The organism is Waterburya sp. (genome assembly GCF_058530065.1).
The window spans coordinates 1-17,020 of the sequence record NZ_JBZNBU010000341.1 but is presented as its reverse complement, the minus strand read 5'-3'; the positions used below and the strand labels follow the sequence as shown (position 1 = coordinate 17,020).

Annotated in this window: 21 protein-coding genes and 1 pseudogene; 14 read left to right on the top strand and 8 right to left on the bottom strand. The window is 39.2% G+C overall.

The genetic code is table 11. The features are described from left to right. A pseudogene (locus AC33VI_RS20490) lies at window positions 1–287 on the top strand (HlyD family secretion protein); the annotation flags it as partial. 10 nt (window positions 288–297) lie between these two features. Here AC33VI_RS20490 and AC33VI_RS20485 read toward each other — a convergent pair. After that, window positions 298–672: a four helix bundle protein gene (locus AC33VI_RS20485; protein ID WP_491784114.1), complete on the bottom strand. Its 375-nt coding sequence runs from the start codon at window positions 670–672 to the stop codon at window positions 298–300. An 86-nt stretch (window positions 673–758) separates the two neighbouring features. On the opposite strand from AC33VI_RS20485, the gene devC (AC33VI_RS20480) reads away from it, so the two are divergent. The 5 genes from devC (AC33VI_RS20480) (at window position 759) to devC (AC33VI_RS20460) (ending at window position 5,037) form a co-directional block, all read left to right on the top strand. Then, window positions 759–1,937, top strand: a complete 1,179-nt coding sequence (gene devC / locus AC33VI_RS20480) for an ABC transporter permease DevC (protein ID WP_491784113.1) — start codon at window positions 759–761, stop codon at window positions 1,935–1,937. A gap of 45 nt (window positions 1,938–1,982) precedes the next feature. Next, a complete protein-coding gene (locus tag AC33VI_RS20475; protein ID WP_491784112.1) occupies window positions 1,983–2,744 on the top strand; it encodes a class I SAM-dependent methyltransferase in 762 nt (253 codons plus the stop codon). 100 nt (window positions 2,745–2,844) lie between these two features. Then, complete coding sequence (locus AC33VI_RS20470) at window positions 2,845–3,285, top strand: hypothetical protein (protein WP_491784111.1); 441 nt, start codon at window positions 2,845–2,847, stop codon at window positions 3,283–3,285. A gap of 21 nt (window positions 3,286–3,306) precedes the next feature. After that, on the top strand, window positions 3,307–3,741 hold the full coding sequence (locus AC33VI_RS20465) for a hypothetical protein (protein WP_491784110.1): 435 nt from the start codon (window positions 3,307–3,309) through the stop codon (window positions 3,739–3,741). A 114-nt stretch (window positions 3,742–3,855) separates the two neighbouring features. Further along, on the top strand, window positions 3,856–5,037 hold the full coding sequence (devC, locus tag AC33VI_RS20460; protein WP_491784109.1) for an ABC transporter permease DevC: 1,182 nt from the start codon (window positions 3,856–3,858) through the stop codon (window positions 5,035–5,037). A 21-nt stretch (window positions 5,038–5,058) separates the two neighbouring features. On the opposite strand, the gene AC33VI_RS20455 is transcribed toward devC (AC33VI_RS20460), so the two are convergent. From AC33VI_RS20455 to AC33VI_RS20435, 5 genes are all read right to left on the bottom strand, one after another. Beyond that, on the bottom strand, window positions 5,059–5,742 hold the full coding sequence (locus AC33VI_RS20455; protein ID WP_491784108.1) for a DUF4386 domain-containing protein: 684 nt from the start codon (window positions 5,740–5,742) through the stop codon (window positions 5,059–5,061). Between the two features lie 120 nt (window positions 5,743–5,862). Beyond that, entirely contained in the window at window positions 5,863–6,849 is a 987-nt protein-coding gene (locus tag AC33VI_RS20450; RefSeq protein ID WP_491784107.1) for an NAD(P)-dependent alcohol dehydrogenase, read from the bottom strand. 9 nt (window positions 6,850–6,858) lie between these two features. Then, window positions 6,859–7,206: a hypothetical protein gene (locus tag AC33VI_RS20445; RefSeq protein ID WP_491784106.1), complete on the bottom strand. Its 348-nt coding sequence runs from the start codon at window positions 7,204–7,206 to the stop codon at window positions 6,859–6,861. Between the two features lie 41 nt (window positions 7,207–7,247). Further along, a complete protein-coding gene (locus tag AC33VI_RS20440) occupies window positions 7,248–7,487 on the bottom strand; it encodes a hypothetical protein (RefSeq protein ID WP_491784105.1) in 240 nt (79 codons plus the stop codon). Between the two features lie 205 nt (window positions 7,488–7,692). Further along, a complete protein-coding gene (locus AC33VI_RS20435) occupies window positions 7,693–7,986 on the bottom strand; it encodes a hypothetical protein (protein ID WP_491784104.1) in 294 nt (97 codons plus the stop codon). 125 nt (window positions 7,987–8,111) lie between these two features. Here AC33VI_RS20435 and AC33VI_RS20430 point away from each other — a divergent pair, with 125 nt between their 5' ends. Next, window positions 8,112–8,345: an alpha-amylase family glycosyl hydrolase gene (locus tag AC33VI_RS20430; protein ID WP_491784115.1), complete on the top strand. Its 234-nt coding sequence runs from the start codon at window positions 8,112–8,114 to the stop codon at window positions 8,343–8,345. A gap of 290 nt (window positions 8,346–8,635) precedes the next feature. Here AC33VI_RS20430 and AC33VI_RS20425 read toward each other — a convergent pair whose 3' ends face one another. After that, window positions 8,636–9,118: an orange carotenoid protein N-terminal domain-containing protein gene (locus AC33VI_RS20425; protein ID WP_491784103.1), complete on the bottom strand. Its 483-nt coding sequence runs from the start codon at window positions 9,116–9,118 to the stop codon at window positions 8,636–8,638. 139 nt (window positions 9,119–9,257) lie between these two features. Beyond that, a complete protein-coding gene (locus AC33VI_RS20420; RefSeq protein ID WP_491784102.1) occupies window positions 9,258–9,680 on the bottom strand; it encodes a nuclear transport factor 2 family protein in 423 nt (140 codons plus the stop codon). Window positions 9,681–10,251: 571 nt separating this feature from the next. Here AC33VI_RS20420 and AC33VI_RS20415 point away from each other — a divergent pair. The 7 genes from AC33VI_RS20415 to AC33VI_RS20385 all read left to right on the top strand — a co-directional run bounded on the left by AC33VI_RS20415 (window position 10,252) and on the right by AC33VI_RS20385 (window position 16,785). Next, window positions 10,252–10,527 (top strand): DUF7219 family protein, encoded by a 276-nt coding sequence (locus tag AC33VI_RS20415; protein WP_491784101.1) that lies wholly within the window; start codon window positions 10,252–10,254, stop codon window positions 10,525–10,527. A 29-nt stretch (window positions 10,528–10,556) separates the two neighbouring features. After that, window positions 10,557–11,378 (top strand): phosphate ABC transporter ATP-binding protein PstB, encoded by an 822-nt coding sequence (gene pstB / locus AC33VI_RS20410; RefSeq protein WP_491784100.1) that lies wholly within the window; start codon window positions 10,557–10,559, stop codon window positions 11,376–11,378. 80 nt (window positions 11,379–11,458) lie between these two features. Then, a complete protein-coding gene (locus tag AC33VI_RS20405; RefSeq protein ID WP_491784099.1) occupies window positions 11,459–12,976 on the top strand; it encodes a pyruvate kinase in 1,518 nt (505 codons plus the stop codon). Window positions 12,977–13,145: 169 nt separating this feature from the next. Next, window positions 13,146–13,415, top strand: coding sequence for a DUF7219 family protein (locus AC33VI_RS20400; RefSeq protein WP_491784098.1), 270 nt, complete (start codon window positions 13,146–13,148; stop codon window positions 13,413–13,415). 13 nt (window positions 13,416–13,428) lie between these two features. After that, window positions 13,429–14,427, top strand: a complete 999-nt coding sequence (locus AC33VI_RS20395) for a CHAD domain-containing protein (RefSeq protein ID WP_491784097.1) — start codon at window positions 13,429–13,431, stop codon at window positions 14,425–14,427. A gap of 2 nt (window positions 14,428–14,429) precedes the next feature. Then, window positions 14,430–15,128 carry a DevA family ABC transporter ATP-binding protein gene (locus tag AC33VI_RS20390; RefSeq protein ID WP_491784096.1) on the top strand — a complete coding sequence of 233 codons (699 nt, stop codon included), beginning with the start codon at window positions 14,430–14,432 and terminating at the stop codon, window positions 15,126–15,128. A gap of 343 nt (window positions 15,129–15,471) precedes the next feature. Then, window positions 15,472–16,785: a CAP domain-containing protein gene (locus AC33VI_RS20385; RefSeq protein ID WP_491784095.1), complete on the top strand. Its 1,314-nt coding sequence runs from the start codon at window positions 15,472–15,474 to the stop codon at window positions 16,783–16,785. Window positions 16,786–17,020 lie beyond the last annotated feature (235 nt).

The window sequence follows — 17,020 nt, the reverse complement described above, 5'->3', positions numbered from 1 at the left end:
TGTATGCGATCGCCGAAGTCTACGAAACCGATGTCGGCATGGTAAAAGTGGGACAACCTGCGACAATTGTGAGCGAACACGGTGGCTTTGAGGGAAAACTACAAGGAACAGTAGACCACGTAGGGTTACAAATCAAAAAACAAGACATCCTAGAATCCGATCCTGCTGCGGATAAAGATGCAAGAGTCGTAGAAGTCAAAGTGCGTCTCGATCCTCAAGATAGTGAGAAAGTAGCAGGGTTAACTAATTTGCAGGTGAGGGTAAAGATTAATTTGGATAGTCGTTAGTTGTTAGTCGTTAGTTGTTAGTTGAGGAGTTTTTTAGGTATCGGAGGTAGCCATTGAGTTTTAGAGTGAGTTCTTCGATAATTGGTTTCAATTTGTCAATTTCTTCTGTAGTTAATAACTTACGAGTATAAGCTCTTCTCAACCAATGTCTAGTTTCATTTAAAGAACCTCTAGCAATCCGAACAAAACGCTGATTATCCTTGTAGCTATAACGTCCGTTGCCTTCTGCTATGTTTGCACCAACACTATCAGCAGAACGAACTATTTGTTTCCCTACTGTATCCTTCTCAAAATATTGCCACTTGCTTGCGATCGCCCAGATCTCATCCGCCAAACGCTCGGACAACTGATAAACTTCCAACTTCTCAAAATTAGATCTATCCAAAGCACCAACTAACTACTAACCACTAATCTTATTAATCCCAAAAATAACCCGATATCTACCAACCACTAACCACTAACTACTAACCTATGCCACTCAAAACTCTACTAAAAAAATTCACCAAAGAACCTCCTTTGGGTTTGACGCAACTTTGGCATCAAAAAGTGCGCCTGTTGGTAGCTTTGATTGCTATTGCCTCTGCCGATATTATGATATTCACCATGCAGGGGTTCAGGATGAGTATGTTTGGTGGGGCGACCAATCTTCACAAACAACTGCGTGGGGACTTATTTATCGTCAGCAACCGTTCGGAATTTTTGGGTGATGGTCAGACATTCGATCGCCGTCATTTGTTTCAAGCTGAAGCCATCGATGGCGTAGCATCTGCCGATCCGCTATACTTCTCTTTCGGTAGTTGGATTAATCCTTGGAATCAGAAAATAAGTAGCGTAGGCGTAATTGCTTTCGATCCCGTCCGTTCGGTAGTCGGCTTACCAGAAATAAACCAACAGTTAGAACAAATCAAGCTGCCTAATACAGTTCTGTTTGACAGCCTATCTCTTCCTAAGTTGGGTTCTGTACCTGAGTCTTTTGAGCGAGGAAAAACCGTTACTACCGAAATATCGGGAACTAGAGTTAAGGTTGGTGGTATTTTTACCATGGGCAGCACGATCTTTATCGACGGACACCTTGTCACCAGTGACTGGAATTATCTGCGTTTGTTTGGTGCGGATAGCATTGAGAATTTAAGTGTTGGCATTCTTACGCTTCAGCCAGGAGTAGACCTAGAAACCGTCAAGAGCAAAGTCCAGGCATATTTACCCCAAGATGTGGAGGTGATGACCCATCGAGAATATATCAAAGCAGAAGAAGATTACTGGGCTGAAGTTCCTGGTGGTATCCTATTTAACTTTGGTGTGGTGATGGGATTTTTTACGGGGGTGGTGATTGTTTATGAAGTATTGCACGCTGATGTCAACGACCATCTAGCCGAGTATGCCACTCTCAAAGCGATGGGCTACTCAGATCGAAATCTGTTGATGGTTGTTTTCCAAGAGGGCATAATTCTCGGTGTTTTGGGCTTTGTTCCTGGGTTTATTGGTTCGGCAGGTATCTATGCTCTATTGGGATATTTAACGCGGATTCCCATACCAATGCGATTTGGGGTTGTCTCACAGGTTTTTATTCTTACCGTTTTAATGTGCTTGGTTTCGGCTGCGATCGCCATTCGCAAACTGCAAGCTGCCGATCCAGCAGATGTATTTTAATTGGTGGGTAGTGAGACAATCGCAAATATCGATGGAGAAAATACAATGAAACAGTGGTACGAAGAATTATTTACCAACTATGCCCAGAAATACGATCGCGAGAGTTTTGTTCGAGGCACAATTGGAGAATGTGATTTTATCGAACGAGAGATAAATTACAATAAAAATACGCGGATCTTAGATATTGGCTGTGGCACTGGCAGACACGCAATTGAATTGGCAACCAGAGGATATAACGTTACGGGAATCGATCTCTCAGAATCTCAGTTAATTAGAGCAAAAGAAAAAGCATCGGCAGAGAACTTAACCATTAATTTTGCACAGCAAGACGCGAGAAAACTTACCTATACGAATGAATTCGATTTAGTAATTATGCTTTGCGAGGGGGGTTTTTCCTTAATGGAAACCGATGAAATGAATTTCCAAATTCTTCGCAATGCCAGCAACGCTTTGAAGCCCCAAGGAAAATTAATCTTTACTACCTTAAATGGCTTGTTTCCTCTATTTCATTCAGTTAAAGAATTTATGGCTTCGGCTGGTGAATCAGGAAATGCTCAATACGATAATAATTCCTTCGATCTAATGACGTTTCGCGATCGCCATACGATCCAAATTGAGGACGATCTTGGTAACGTCAAAGAACTGGAATGCAATGAACGGTATTATGTTCCCTCGGAAATAACTTGGCTTTTAACCACACTCGATTTTAAAGTAATTGATATTTTTGGGGCAAAACTTGGTGCTTTCAGCCGTCAAGATTCGCTAACCACTGAAGATTTTGAAATGTTAGTCATAGCCGAAAAATAACCTCCAAATAACTTAAAAACTTGGCTTTTGCATATCTCAAGCAAAATGTATATCTAAACAAAAAGATCGAAAGCAGGTTAAAACTTTACTGGGGAATAAGATGCAAACGTTATCCTTGGTCTCGCAAATTAGTTTATATATTTTGATGGCACTGATTAGTGCCTATACCCTGTTGCTTGGAGGTTGGCAGGCAATGGTATTAAAGGGTAAAGCCATTAAAAATCCTGATGGCTCGAAAGATGACTGGCACGAGCAGAAAATCCATTATGGTATTGCTTTCGCTGACTTAGTGCTGGCTTGTCCATTAAGCATTGCGAGCATTATTCTAGTATTTTTTGCGCCTCGTTGGGGTTACTATCTGCTGGCATTAGTCAGTTTCTGGTTTGTTTGGGCTAACACCATGACCACGGCAACCAGCCTAAGATTTAACCGACCAAACATCAATCTAAATTGGTTTATCGTCTTTCCCTCTGGGATTCTGGTCGGGTTGGCATATATTATCTGGACATTTATTCACTTCGACATCATTTACTGTCTGTAAATCGCACAAGGAGATAAGAAAATGAGAATAGTATTAGGGATTATCTGCGTGCTGTTTGGGGGCTTTGGTTGGCTCGGACAAACAATTTCGGCAATTAATTATCCCCTCGCTCAAAGATTAGGTTTGCAGGAAAAAAGCGAAGGAACAGATCCCTTATTTCGACGAGCAGAAACTAATGCCGCAAGATGGGACTTTTTTGTACTTTGGACACTTATGGCATCTGGTGTCTTGATGCTGATTAATAATCCTTGGTGGCAGTATTTATCTTTAATCGCTGCTGGTATTTACCTAGATACAGCGGGAAGAGAGGTGGCAAAATTGTTGAGCTTAAACCAGGAAGGTATCAAAATTGGCACTCCCAAAGATTTAAAAATTGTAGCAGTTTTCTTTCCCACCATGTTTGCGATCGCTATTTGGACAATTGCCTATTCATTGTGGTTTCTTGTTGGCAAATAAAAACAGTCTCTCGAATAAATAATATTCAACAACCACTAACCACCATACTTGCGGTTCGGACGCGAAGCTAATCCTTTAGGGCGAACCGCCCCTACAAACTACTAACTACTAACCATGTCTCTCAAAACCCTACTAAAAAAATTCACTAAAGAACCTCCTTTGGGTTGGGCGCAATTAAGCCATCAAAAAGTGCGTACTACAGTTGCGATCGCAGGGATAGCTTTTGCCGATATTCTGATTTTTATGCAGCTTGGATTTTACAATAGCCTATTTGGTGGTGTTACTCGCATTCACGAACATCTCGATGGCGATCTATTTTTAGTGAGTGCTAGGGCAAAAACTCTCATTGATGGTCAAAATTTTGACCATCGTCATCTCTATCAAGCTGCTGCTGTCAAAGGAATTACTTCGGCTCGTCCTTTTTATTATGCTAATGCTGGCTGGATTAATCCCTGGGAAAAGAAAGTAACCAGCGTAGCGATTTTGGCATTCGATCCCGCCCATCCTGTCTTAAATTTGCCAGAAGTCAACCAACAACTAGAACAGATCAAACTACCAGATAAGGTATTGGTAGATCGCCTAGCGCGACCAGATTTAGGACCAATTGCCGCAACTTTGGCGCAAGGAAAACCAGTTACTACGGAAATATCAAACCGTAGAATTAGCGTTGGCGGGATGTTTACTTTAGGTAGCACCCTTTTTACCGAAGGCTATCTGATTACTAGCGATTGGAATTATCTGCGGTTGTACGGTAAGGATAGCATTGATAATGTAACGGTAGGGGTACTAAAAGTTGACACTAGTGCAGAGATAGAAACAGTCAAGCAAAAAGTTAGTGTTAGCCTACCTGCTGACGTTGCTGTCATGACTCACGAAGAATTTATTGCTGCTGAAAAAGAATTTTGGGAGCAAAATCACCCCGCAGGAACGATCTTTAACTTCGGCGTGGTGATGGGCTTTATCGTCGGAGTCGTAATTGTCTATCAGGTTCTATTTGCCGACGTTAACGACCATTTAGCAGAATATGCCACCCTCAAAGCAATGGGTTATCCCGATCGCAGCTTGTTAATAGTAGTTTTCCAAGAAGCGATTATTCTGGCTGTATTGGGCTTTATTCCTGGGTTTGGCTTTTCTGTGGGGATGTATGGTTTACTCGAAGCATTGACTCAAATGCCGTTAGCAATGGGAACAGAGGTTGCTTCACGGGTATTTTTCTTAACCATTGTGATGTGTTCTGCTTCTGGGGCGATCGCTATACGTAAACTGCAATCTGCTGATCCTGCAGAGGTGTTTTAGTTCGGGGTTCGGGGTTTGGAGTTAGTGGTTGATCGCAGATAAATTAAATCCTTTCGCTATCAGCCACACTGCTAAAATCATTTCATTCAATCCAATCGACAAAGACAAAAGATTGTCGATCGCTGAATTAATATTGGTGTAGCCAAACAAGATTAGCAAATTTGCTGTCAGCAACATTATTGCACCAACAAGACTCCAGATGGAGATGATTCGGGGAACGAGTTGAGAATTGTATAAGACAGGATATAGCAGCAAAGCACCCAGGCTAAATACGATTAGGAGCATCACAAAAGTCCAATCATGTGCTGCAAGTAAATAAGCACTTAAATTTTTACTTTCTGAAGTTAAGGGATTTCCTGCAATGGTATATGTCTGACTCAGCGTTAGTAATGAAAGCAGCTTGGTTGCAGCAACAACACCAATAGTTGCCTCAATAGCTCTAAAACTAACATAGCCAATGGCGATCCCTTCACTGGATTTTTTGAGAACTGGAAAGATTGCGATCGCAATACCCGCACTTGCCAGTGCATTAACTAATTCTAGCAAGACTCCTAGAACGAACTGATCGCTATTTGCTCCAATATGCACCAGAAAATTTGAAGTTTCTAGAATTGGATTTAAGAGAACTTGACTTATTGATGTTGCGAGAGTTGCTGTAATAAACAAAACCCCTACAATTATCGCCGTCTTTCTGTTCCCGTTCATTTCTAATTCTCTTATTATTGTAATTATTCCAATTCGGATAGCTCGATCGCGATCGCTTGTTTGAATTTCTTATCGATATACTTCGATTTCTTTTCAGATTGGAAAATGCTTTCTAAGTTGTTAGGTTCTGTCGTTATGCTCCACTGCGATGACTACATTACCTATTTTGTGTCCCTGTTCGACATATTTATATGCCTCGACTATTTGTTCTAAAGGGAGTTCTCGATCAATTACTGCTTTAAATTTATCTTGTTCGATGAGACTTTTGATTAATAGTAAACTTCCCCGAATATCTGTAGGATTGGGAAAAATTACTGTCTTGCGATCGATTATTGGTTTGAGAATTGGTGTTATTAAAGGTAAAAAAAGATTTTGAGCCATAAATCCCAAGTCAGAGGAGATATAAATTCCTCCTGGTTTTAAGAGATGCTGGCATTTAAAAAATGAACTTTTGCCCACAGCATCTAAAACCAAATCATACTTTTGTTTGTCTTTAGTAAAGTCTTCCTTCGTATAGTCGATTATTCGATCCGCTCCTAATGACTTAACTAACTCAATGTTTTTGGTACTGCATACCGCCGTAACCTTGACATTAAAATGTTTTAACAGTTGCATCGTAGCCGAACCAATTGCCCCCGTTGCACCATTTACTAGAGCAGTTTGTCCTGAGTGGAGATTCACTTTATTGATGAAGTTATAAGCATAATGCGCGCCTTCAAAACTTGGCGCAGCTTTCTTGTAGGATAAACTGTCTGGTATGGTTACTGCTTTATCTTCTGGTATTGCCATATATTGGGCTTGAGATTCCACACCCTCATCATCAAACCCAAATATTCTATCTCCTACTTTTAATGACGATACGTTTTTGCCAACCGCTGCAACTTCTCCCGCAAATTCAGTTCCAGGAGTTTGTTTTTTCGGCTTGAATAAACCCGTAACTATTCTCATAAAAAATGGTTTAGCTCTGACTGTAGCGCAGTCAGTTCGATTTACCGTCGTGGCATGAATTTTGACTAGTAATTCGTCGTCTTGGGGAGTAGGTTTTGCTACCTCTTTGAGTTGTAGAACATCTGGCGAGCCGTATTTTGTGTAAATAATTGCCTTCATAAGTTTGCTCTAATGACTATTGTTAGGTACTTCTCTCTTGTTGAAAAATACAGAGGAGCGAAGGGATTTTCTGGTTCTGAGAATAGCTATTCCCATGCCAATAAAAGCAATGTTTCTAACCATGCTGCCGATGATTTGACTCAGATCGGGAAATGCCAGCAGACTAAAGACAAGATTTAAACCAACTCCGCATATTAATAACCACCCCGTCCATTTCAGTAAAACTTTAGCTTTAATTACTCCAATGCCAAACAAGATTCCTCCGATGACCATTAATCCGCCAAAAAAAGTATAGATACTGCCTAATTCTTCAATTAAGGTAGAGTAGTCTGCCGTTTTAGCTATCAAAGCATACAAAGTTGTCCCAGAAAAGAATATAAAAGACGTTCCATAAGCGATTACGCTCCGCGTAGCCTTCGGATCGCGCCAGTCAAGCTCATCCAGCCAGAACGATGACGCTGCAAAGCATACAAACCGATCGTTATAAAAGGAATTGGTAGAAAAGCAACATAGTTAATCCATAATTGCTCCGCAGAAAAACCACCGCTAAATACTTCGAGAACATCGGACAGAATATGCAAAGTAGAGGCAATAATAGTTGCCAAACCAATAATTAAGCAAAGATTTTTAGACGACACGATCGCGTTAGCTGTTTCTAACTGTATATTTCTCTAGATACAGCAAAACTTTGAGGAAGTCGTGAAAAAAGATTAGAGCGATCGCCATTCGCAAACTGCAATCTGCCGATCCTGCAGAGGTGTTTTAATTTTAGTTAGTAGATACGATAACAAATAAAGACCCTATTTTGGCGGTCTTTATTTGTTATTTGCGTCGCACAACGGTTTATTTTTCTATATATATTTCTGGTTCGACAGCATAATTGTCCATACGTCCAGATTCATCAAGAATATAGCCATCAGTCGTACTAACACCAGTTTCTGCTTCTTGAGACTTCAAATTATGAATTTGTTCTTTGTTTAATTCTCGGTCAGCACCAGAAGATATTACCATGTCAGAGGGATTAACTGCTGTAGTCTGCGCTGTTTGCACTCCTATTTGGTTTCCTGGCGCGCCTTTTCCTAATTCTGCATTATCGGGATTAGTACGGGCAATTACTTTTTTATTGTCGCTTTCCATAAGTTGCTTATTGTTCAATTTTCTATTAATTTAACTAGTAATTAAAGGAATTTAATCTATCTATAGTGATAATTTATTGCGGTAAAACCTAATATTTTTTAATAATAATTCCTGGGCTTAGGTAAATATTTCATAGCGATTATTACAAGATCAATGAAAAATTTTGTAGTTTACAAGATTTTGAAAATCTTGTAGGTGAATGTCATCAAAGAAATATTAAAGTAATTCTCGATCTAGTTATCAATCATACTTCTAACCAACAACTAAAAAATCCCAATTCAATTTTAAATTTCTATCGGCAATTAATCAAAGCTAAAAAAATAATGAAGCATTACGAATTGGTAGTTGGAGAACTTTAATTGATTATCCTTACGAACAATTAGTTTATGTCAGAGAAACCAAAGCATAACGAGTCTTAATCTTAATTAATTTTACTTACGAACAAGACTTAATTATAAACGAACATATCTCACTAGATAATTGGCAAGTTTTGGTTTCTAATACTAGAGAAAAAGCTAAAATAATCCAACTACCCAAAACTTTAGCAGCATTTGAAGTATCGGTACTCAGAAAATATTAAAGCACCCACTCATAGTAATGAATGGATGTAAAACTCAATCTAAAATCTTAGTAAGTTAAGTTTTGAATCCTATACTTCTGCACCAGATTTTGGTTCTGCACCAGCAAAAGCGACTACCTCTCTTAAGAAAGTAATTTGTTGCTCAAATTCCATTAATTCAATTTGAGATAGAAGCTTTGTGACCGCACCATTAGGTTCGTAATTATCGGGTACGGGAATAATCGTTCCTGCTTCCATTCCTTGTGCTAAACGATACCAGAAGTACAGTTTTGTATTCTCCCTAAGAGAACCATATTCGCGAGAGATGAGGCTATCTTGTCCTTCAATAATTTTACGTTGCACCGCCATTTGTTCTTCAAAGGATAGCTCTTTTACTTGGTCGAACAATCCTTGAGCAATTTCATCAGATGCTGCCCCTGGGGCTGCGGGAGTTACAGAAGTGCCCATTTTGGTGTAAACATACCAAAGTAGAGCTAACTTTTCATCTGTAGATAGATTTGTGTAGCTGCCGACCGCACGACTGATACTTTGCTCTGATGTAGCTGTAGCCATATTATTTATTTTCCTTTTGTTTTTTTATTTCCAATAGTTTTAGTTCTAAACTATTATTACTAATTTACATTTATTTATAATTGTGAATAACCCCATAAAGATAGATAAAATTCAGGGTAATTATTTGACTATCGATAGATTATGAATCTTGAATTTTCTTTAATCCTAATAATTCTTGAGGAGAGGCTAATAGTTTAATTCTGGCAGTAAGAATCTTATCGTTACAATCTACAGTAAAGTACCATCCCACATTCACTGCGAACAACGATGTTTGTACTTTTCCCAGCACGTTAATTTGTTTTCGATCGGAGAGAATATCGCTAACTTTTGCTGTATTGGGTGATAACTTCATTCCCTTAGCTTCTTTTCTCAAATAAGAAGCGATCGCAGATCTACCCACAATCGGATTTTCAAAGGGTGCTAGCAATTTTCCAGATTCGGCAAACAAAGCGGCAGTGCGATCAAATTCTTCGCGATTAATCGTATCAAAATAATTAATAATATTTAGTCTTTTTAAAGACTGAAAGCTTAAAAGTTCTTCGGTACAAGCAGAAATAGTCATAGAAATATTATGAGTCGATAATATTGATACTCTAAAATATTAACTATCAATCTAAATCTGTCTTTGGTTTTATTTTTAGATACTTAATTTTCTTTGCTTCTTACCGTTTCTTCTTAACCGTTCTGAATCTATTAATTTATTGGTTATAAACCATACAACTTTAGCCAGAAAAAATAATAGACCTCTTGCATGAATAGAAAGAAAATGAGCAAAGTAAGACAATAATGCGATCGCGTTAATAAAAGTAGATGTCGGAGAAAGTCCGATTGAAGATACGCCACTGTCAACACCTCGATTGGATATGCTGAAGTTTCCTCGGCATCCCTCTCGGTCATTATTTCTGCCCATAAAAGCGATGCCTACGGCTAGCTTTATGCGGAGCGGCTTGCACCACAGGCACTTCCTTCGGTCGCCCTCGAATGGGGGTATCCTTTAGGACGCAATCGCCTTCATTCAATAAACTTACACCTTGACGCTTGTCTATACTAACCACTAAAAATATTACTCACAAATTCCTCAACTTATTTCTGCAAGATCGAAATTGAAAGCAATTAATGTTGGAGGATTTTAAATGTCGCAAGAATTACAAAATATTAAAAACAAATTTTTTTATCCTACCAATAATTATCGAGGTAAATTTACCCCTGGAAACTTGGCATTCAATGCTAATTTACAAGAATTTTATCATCAGGTATCTTATCTGTGTAATTTGGAAGCAAACGGCAAAATTACTCCAGAAAAAACCTATTTCAAGCTTGAAAAGCTTTGGAATCAGCTAAAACAATCGAAAAGAGAACTTTTAGATTGTGAAACAATCGGCGATCGCCAATCGAACGCTAACAGTTAACGACAACAATTGAAAAATAGGTCGAAATCATGAATAAACTTACACCTATTTCCAATGCTAGTTCCGCGTTTAGTAATGAAATTATTATCAAAGCAGATGATGTCTCCGTTTTTTATGGAGATTTTTTAGCAGTTAAAAATGTCTCTCTCGACATTCCTAAAAACAATATCACTGCTTTCATTGGACCTTCTGGATGTGGCAAAACCACATTATTGAGATGTTTTAACCGTATGAATGACCTAATACCAGGTACAAAAGTTGAGGGCATCATATCTTTCCACAAAACTAATCTCTATGGTTCTAATGTTGATGCCGTGATTCTGCGTCGTAAGATTGGCATGGTATTTCAAAAACCCAATCCTTACCCTAAAACTATTTACAATAATATTGCCTATGGTGCCAGGGTAAATGGGTATCGAGGCAATATGGATGAATTGGTAGAGCGATCGCTGCGCCAGGCTTTCTTATGGGATGAAGTAAAAGACAAACTCCATACTAGCGGTCTCGATCTCTCTGGCGGACAGCAGCAGCGTTTATGCATAGCAAGAGCGATCGCCGTAGAACCCGAAATTTTGTTGATGGACGAACCTTGTTCGGCTCTCGATCCCATCTCGACCATGAAAATTGAAGAGTTAATGTATCAACTCAAAGAAAAATATACGATCGTGATCGTGACTCATAATATGCAGCAAGCTTCGCGGGTTTCCAACTTTACTGGTTTTTTCTATGTCGAAACCAACGATAAAGGAGATAAAACTGGTTATCTAGCCGAGTACGCTTCTACTAAAACAATTTTTCAAAATCCCCAAAAACAAGTTACTCATGATTATGTCAGCGGTCGTTTTGGTTAATTCTGAAGCTACCAACCGTTAACTATCCTGACAAATTCTCCAAATTTTGATTAACAATTTAAACTTAAAGTATAGAGACAATGGAAACCTATCTTGCTCCCAAGCAGAATTTCAGTCTGAATATACCCACCGAACCCCAAATATTACTCAAGGAATTACAAAGAATAAGGCAAACGGTAATTTACGAAGGAGAAAAAATCTTTCGTGGCTGGCAACCTTCAATTACTCGTCAGTCATTTACCGATAGTATCTTGAATTTAGCTTATTATTTGGCTTTGAGACACGAAGATCTACGGCATCTTCAGCTGGCTTTAATGCCTTGGGGTTTATCTTCTCTGGGACGTATCGAAGCAAGGGTTTTACCTAATTTAGATGCTGCGATCGCTACTTTAGGTGCAGTCTGCCATCAAGATCCCCAACTTTTACCTCAACGTCCATCACTGGAGGCTTTTTTTGCGGGCGATCGTCTCTTGGGTCAACATACAGAAGAGGTTTTTGGAAAGTCCACAAACCAACGAAAAGTACGTATTATGGTCACTCTCCCCACTGAAGCTGCGAAAAACTATGAGTTAGTCAAAGAGTTAATTCAGCAAGGCACAGACTGTATGCGGATTAATTGCGCCCATGACAGCCCAGAACAGTGGCTGTCAATGATTAACCATCTGCGTCAAGCGGAAGTGGAAACAGGAAAATCTTGCCAGGTTTATATGGATATTGCAGGTCCAAAACCCCGCTTAGAAACTATTCTGCTAACTAAGAACAAGCAACGTTTGCATCAGGGTGACAAATTGTTGTTGTGTAAAGAAGTACCAATTAAGGCTGACAACAAAATTTTTCAAGCAAATTGTACGATTCCTGAAATTCTGTCCCAGCTAGAAATTAATCATCAAGTATGGATTAATGACGGCAAGATTGGTGCGAAAGTTAGATCCATCTTAGACGAAGGGGTTCTATTAGAAATTATTCATGCTCGCAGCAAAGGGGAAAAACTTCGTTCTGATAAGGGTATTAATTTTCCCGATACTAATCTCCACCTCAGTCCATTAACTAGCAAAGATCGACAGGATTTAGACTTTATTGCCTCCCATGCAGACATAATCGGTTACTCTTTTGTTCAGCAAGCTACGGATATAGAACTACTTCAGCTAGAATTAAAAACAAGGTTGGGGGGGAATAGTTTCAAGCCAGCTATTGTGGCAAAAATTGAAACTCCTGAAGCAGTCAAAAATTTACCCGAATTAATCGTCCGTGCAGCGGGGAAACAACCTTTTGGGGTAATGATTGCCAGGGGAGATTTAGCGGTAGAAATTGGCTATCAACGTTTGGCAGAAATACAAGAGGAAATTCTTTGGATTTGTCAGGCTGCTCATATTCCTGTAATTTGGGCAACTCAAGTGCTAGAAAATTTAGTCAAAAAAAGAACTCCTTCAAGAGCGGAAATGACCGATGCTGCCATGGCAGAACGAGCAGAATGCGTCATGCTCAATAAGGGTGCTTATATTACTGAGGCTGTGACGATTCTCGATGATGTTCTAACTCGTATGGAAAAGCATCAGTCGAAAAAAACATCCCAGTTAAGAGCTTTACATTCTTGGTGAATGATTGCGGTTCATTCTTAACAATCGTGTTAAACATTAATCTAAGTAGTTGTGCAAAATTAATTGGATAGTTGAGATTGGGTTTAGGGGTTAGGGGTTAGGGGTTAGGAAAATATGGAATATACAAATAATTCTGCTTAGGTACTTAATTTGAAAGGAGGCTCAAAAAATGACTGAAAATTCTAATAACATCAACCAAATTAAAGCGGAGTTTTTCTATCCTATTGGCAACTATCAAGGTGAATTTAGCCCAAACAATCTAGCTTTTAACGCCAATCTACAACTATTTGCTCAACAGGTATCTTATCTTTGTGGTTTAGAAGCAAATGGCAAAATCAGTCCCGAAGATACCTATGATGAAATCAAGAAGTTTTGGAAACAACTCAAGCAATCTAAGAAAGAACTGTTAGACAATACCAACTTTACCCCCAAGGAGTAAAAGGATATTGAAAATGATTAATCAAGATAACGCTGTTACTTTAAAAGAATGGGCATATATAGCGATCGCCAAACACAGTCGTAAAATATTTAAGCACGAAGCAAAAGTACTTCAAGATAAAGATCCAGAAAATTTACATCAAATGCGCGTTGGGATGCGGAGGCTGAGAAGTGCGATCGCCAATTTTGCTGTAGCGGTAGACTTACCAGCAGTAGTAAATGAAAAAAACATTGCTAAAATTAGTCGTTCCTTAGGAAAACTACGGGATTTGGATGTTCTACTCGCCGTATTGCAAAATGATTACCGACCGTCATTACCAGTAGACGAACGAGTAAAGTTAGATAAAGCAATTAAATCTCTCAGCAGAAAACGCCAACGGGAATTAAAGCAAGTTCGCAAAACCCTCAAGGGAAAACTGTATCTAAATCTCAAACAAGAATTGAAACGATGGTTGGCTAAACCTGTCTATCAAAAAATAGGTGACTGTTCTATTTATCCCCTGCTACCCGATTTACTTCTACCTCAAATTAGTCAGCTACTACTGCATCCTGGCTGGTTTGTAGGAGTGGAAATAAAAGAGGGACAAATTCAATTTTCTCAGACTTTAGATCCCGAAGCGATCGCCCAAATATTGAGTAGTGAAGATGTCTTACTCCACAGTTTGCGTAAATCTGCTAAGAAAACTCGCTATAACCTAGAATTATTCGATCGCTTTTACGGTGATACATATTGGCAATATCGCGATCGCATCGAGCAAATCCAAGAGATTTTAGGGCAAATTCAAGATATTTATGTCTTGCGAAAAGTACTAGAAAAAGCTTTAAATTCATCAATTTCAGCCAAACTACCAAAATTAGCCAATCGACTCTTGAAAACTCGCTATCAAAAATGGCTTGAATGGCAAACCTTGCAAAAACAATTTCTTGACGAACAAACTCGTACAGAATTTAGGCAAATAGTGATTTGGGAGTCAAAAATAGAAAGTCACGAACCACTAACCACTAAGCACTAACCATGTCTCAACCAGTCGTTACAATTAATAATCTCAATCATGCCTTCGGTAAAGGGGAATTACGCAAACCCGTATTGTTTGACGTAGATTTAAACATCTATGCAGGGGAAATTGTAATTATGACGGGACCTTCTGGTAGCGGTAAAACTACTTTGCTAACTCTAATTGGGGGATTGCGATCGCTTCAAAATGGCAGCGTCAATGTGTTAGGACAAGAACTTTATGGTGCGAGTAAGGCAGAATTAGTCAAAGTTCGCAGTCAAATTGGTTTTATCTTTCAATCTCACAATCTTTTATCTTGCCTGACAGTAGAACAAAATGTGCGGATGTCCCTTCGACTACATCAGCATATCGAATTCGACCAACGTAGTGGGATGACAACTCATATCCTAGAAGAAGTAGGACTAGGAGACAGACTGAACTTTTATCCCGACAATCTTTCGGGAGGACAACAACAACGGGTTGCGATCGCTCGCGCTTTGGTTAGTAGACCTCAATTAGTCTTGGCAGACGAACCTACCGCAGCCTTGGATAGTAAGTCTGGTCGCAACATTGTCGAGATTATGCAGCAGCTAGCTAAAGAACAAGGCTGTACGATTTTATTGGTAACACACGACAACCGTATTTTAGATATCGCCGATCGCATCATTCACATGGAAGATGGCAGATTGTCGAAGGATATGGCTTTGGTTAGTTATTAGTTTATTAGTTGTTAATGTTGGAGTCGATAAGGTTGAAACGTAATCCAAATCGACGGCGACTATTGCGATATGGCTGGTCAATATCCGAAAAATTTTGAGGCTACGAATAACATATTCAATGAACTTATTGCTAATAAACTCTGCTTATTATTTAGAACGCAATTATAAAAAAAGTATAACCTACCAGTATAACACATAATTGTGAATTTTCAACACAACTTATGTCAGATTTTGCTTAAATTGAGCGATAATTAAGTTAGAAGGATTCAGAGATAAACAAACAAACATTTATTTAAAAGGAGAAGAAATACCAATGATTTCCTAAATCAAGGAGGAAATGATAATGACTATTAATCAAACCGATCGAGAAGTTCTAAATCTCATCAATCAAGAACGTACTAATGCGGGATTGAGTCCTTTGTCGTGGAACTTACAGTTAGACAATGCGGCAGAAAGCCATAGCGAATATATGGCTCTTCAAGACATATTTAGTCATAGGGGTTTGAATAATTCCACTCCTTCAGACCGGATCAATCAATCGGGTTACTCAGGATCGCCAGCATTAGAAGGAATCGAGAATCTTGGGGTAGGTTATCCTACGCCAGAAGCAGTCGTCCAAGGCTGGATGAATAGTAATATGGGGCATCGTGAAGCCATTCTAAATCCAAATGCAGATGATATTGGTATTGGCTACTACTATCTAGAAAATGATACTGGAACTCAAAACTGGAATCATTATTGGACTGTAACTTTTGGTTCTAATCCAAATCCAGATCCAATAGATCCGCCAGTGATTCCACCATTAGATCCGCCAGTGATTCCACCATTAGATCCGCCAGTGATTCCACCATTAGATCCGCCAGTTGATGGAAGTATCTCTGTAGGAGTTGCACCTAACTATCCCCCTTATAGCGACAGCAATTCTCTCAATGAAAATCTAACCGACCGTGTCTACAATTTCAGTCTTAATGAAACCAGCAGTATCAATCTCAACCTTCAGATTGATGTTCCTGCCATTGGTCTCGGTCAAGGTATAGGTGATGATGCCGATTTGTATCTCTATGAAGATAGTAACGATAATGGCGTATTTGATACAAGCGATCTATTACTTGCTAGTTCTCTAGAATGGAGAAACAGCGATGATGGCATCAACTATCGAGCTGGTGCTGGGACTTATTTTGCCCGAGTTCACGCTTATGCTACTGGTTTTGATAACAGTTTGGACTACACCCTAGATTTATCGGCAACTCCAATTCAACCTTCATCAGCAGCAGCACCTAACCTAATTTCTGTACCTACAGGTTTCGAGATTGATTTTGAATACGCTCATCAGTGGCGTTTGAACAATTCAGTAGGCGATTCTGATACGGTTGATACCTATGCTTTCTCTGTACCAGAACGTCCTGGCTCAGATGTCTATCGAGCTGATATTAATCTTGTCGGATTAAGTAACGATGCTGATATTCGACTCATTCAAGATCGAAACTATAATGATATAGTCGATCCAGGCGAAGTATTAAACTTTTCCAACAATTGGGGTACTGCCTCAGAATCAATTACCGATATCCCGACTGGTGACTACTTCCTTCAAGTCTATCAGTATACTGGCGACACTAATTACGAGGTAATCTTTAACCTTAATGAAGTGCTTGGTTGAGTTTGAGAAGTTCGGCAATAGGGAGCAGGAAAGAGACAATACTCATTAGTTGTTTTTCTTGTCTCCCTATCTTTTTAGATTTAGATGAACATACTCATCCCTTGACTCAGCAGGGCAGTTTTTATTGTGGGAGGTAACTAGATATGACTACAACTTTACAACTTGGAGATCGTTCTCTAACGTCTGAAGAAATTATTCCCCTCCTAGCTAGTTATAAACTAATTCCTCAACTGTT

Coding starts and splice junctions, on each gene's coding strand:
- AC33VI_RS20435 (WP_491784104.1), bottom strand. CDS start 7,986: ATGGAAAGCGACAATAAAAAAGTAATTGCCCGTACTAATCCCGATAAT.
- AC33VI_RS20455 (WP_491784108.1), bottom strand. CDS start 5,742: ATGAACGGGAACAGAAAGACGGCGATAATTGTAGGGGTTTTGTTTATT.
- AC33VI_RS20390 (WP_491784096.1), top strand. CDS start 14,430: ATGTCTCAACCAGTCGTTACAATTAATAATCTCAATCATGCCTTCGGT.
- AC33VI_RS20385 (WP_491784095.1), top strand. CDS start 15,472: ATGACTATTAATCAAACCGATCGAGAAGTTCTAAATCTCATCAATCAA.
- devC (WP_491784113.1), top strand. CDS start 759: ATGCCACTCAAAACTCTACTAAAAAAATTCACCAAAGAACCTCCTTTG.
- AC33VI_RS20400 (WP_491784098.1), top strand. CDS start 13,146: ATGACTGAAAATTCTAATAACATCAACCAAATTAAAGCGGAGTTTTTC.
- AC33VI_RS20395 (WP_491784097.1), top strand. CDS start 13,429: ATGATTAATCAAGATAACGCTGTTACTTTAAAAGAATGGGCATATATA.
- AC33VI_RS20450 (WP_491784107.1), bottom strand. CDS start 6,849: ATGAAGGCAATTATTTACACAAAATACGGCTCGCCAGATGTTCTACAA.
- AC33VI_RS20425 (WP_491784103.1), bottom strand. CDS start 9,118: ATGGCTACAGCTACATCAGAGCAAAGTATCAGTCGTGCGGTCGGCAGC.
- AC33VI_RS20405 (WP_491784099.1), top strand. CDS start 11,459: ATGGAAACCTATCTTGCTCCCAAGCAGAATTTCAGTCTGAATATACCC.
- AC33VI_RS20420 (WP_491784102.1), bottom strand. CDS start 9,680: ATGACTATTTCTGCTTGTACCGAAGAACTTTTAAGCTTTCAGTCTTTA.
- devC (WP_491784109.1), top strand. CDS start 3,856: ATGTCTCTCAAAACCCTACTAAAAAAATTCACTAAAGAACCTCCTTTG.
- AC33VI_RS20465 (WP_491784110.1), top strand. CDS start 3,307: ATGAGAATAGTATTAGGGATTATCTGCGTGCTGTTTGGGGGCTTTGGT.
- AC33VI_RS20475 (WP_491784112.1), top strand. CDS start 1,983: ATGAAACAGTGGTACGAAGAATTATTTACCAACTATGCCCAGAAATAC.
- AC33VI_RS20470 (WP_491784111.1), top strand. CDS start 2,845: ATGCAAACGTTATCCTTGGTCTCGCAAATTAGTTTATATATTTTGATG.
- pstB (WP_491784100.1), top strand. CDS start 10,557: ATGAATAAACTTACACCTATTTCCAATGCTAGTTCCGCGTTTAGTAAT.
- AC33VI_RS20415 (WP_491784101.1), top strand. CDS start 10,252: ATGTCGCAAGAATTACAAAATATTAAAAACAAATTTTTTTATCCTACC.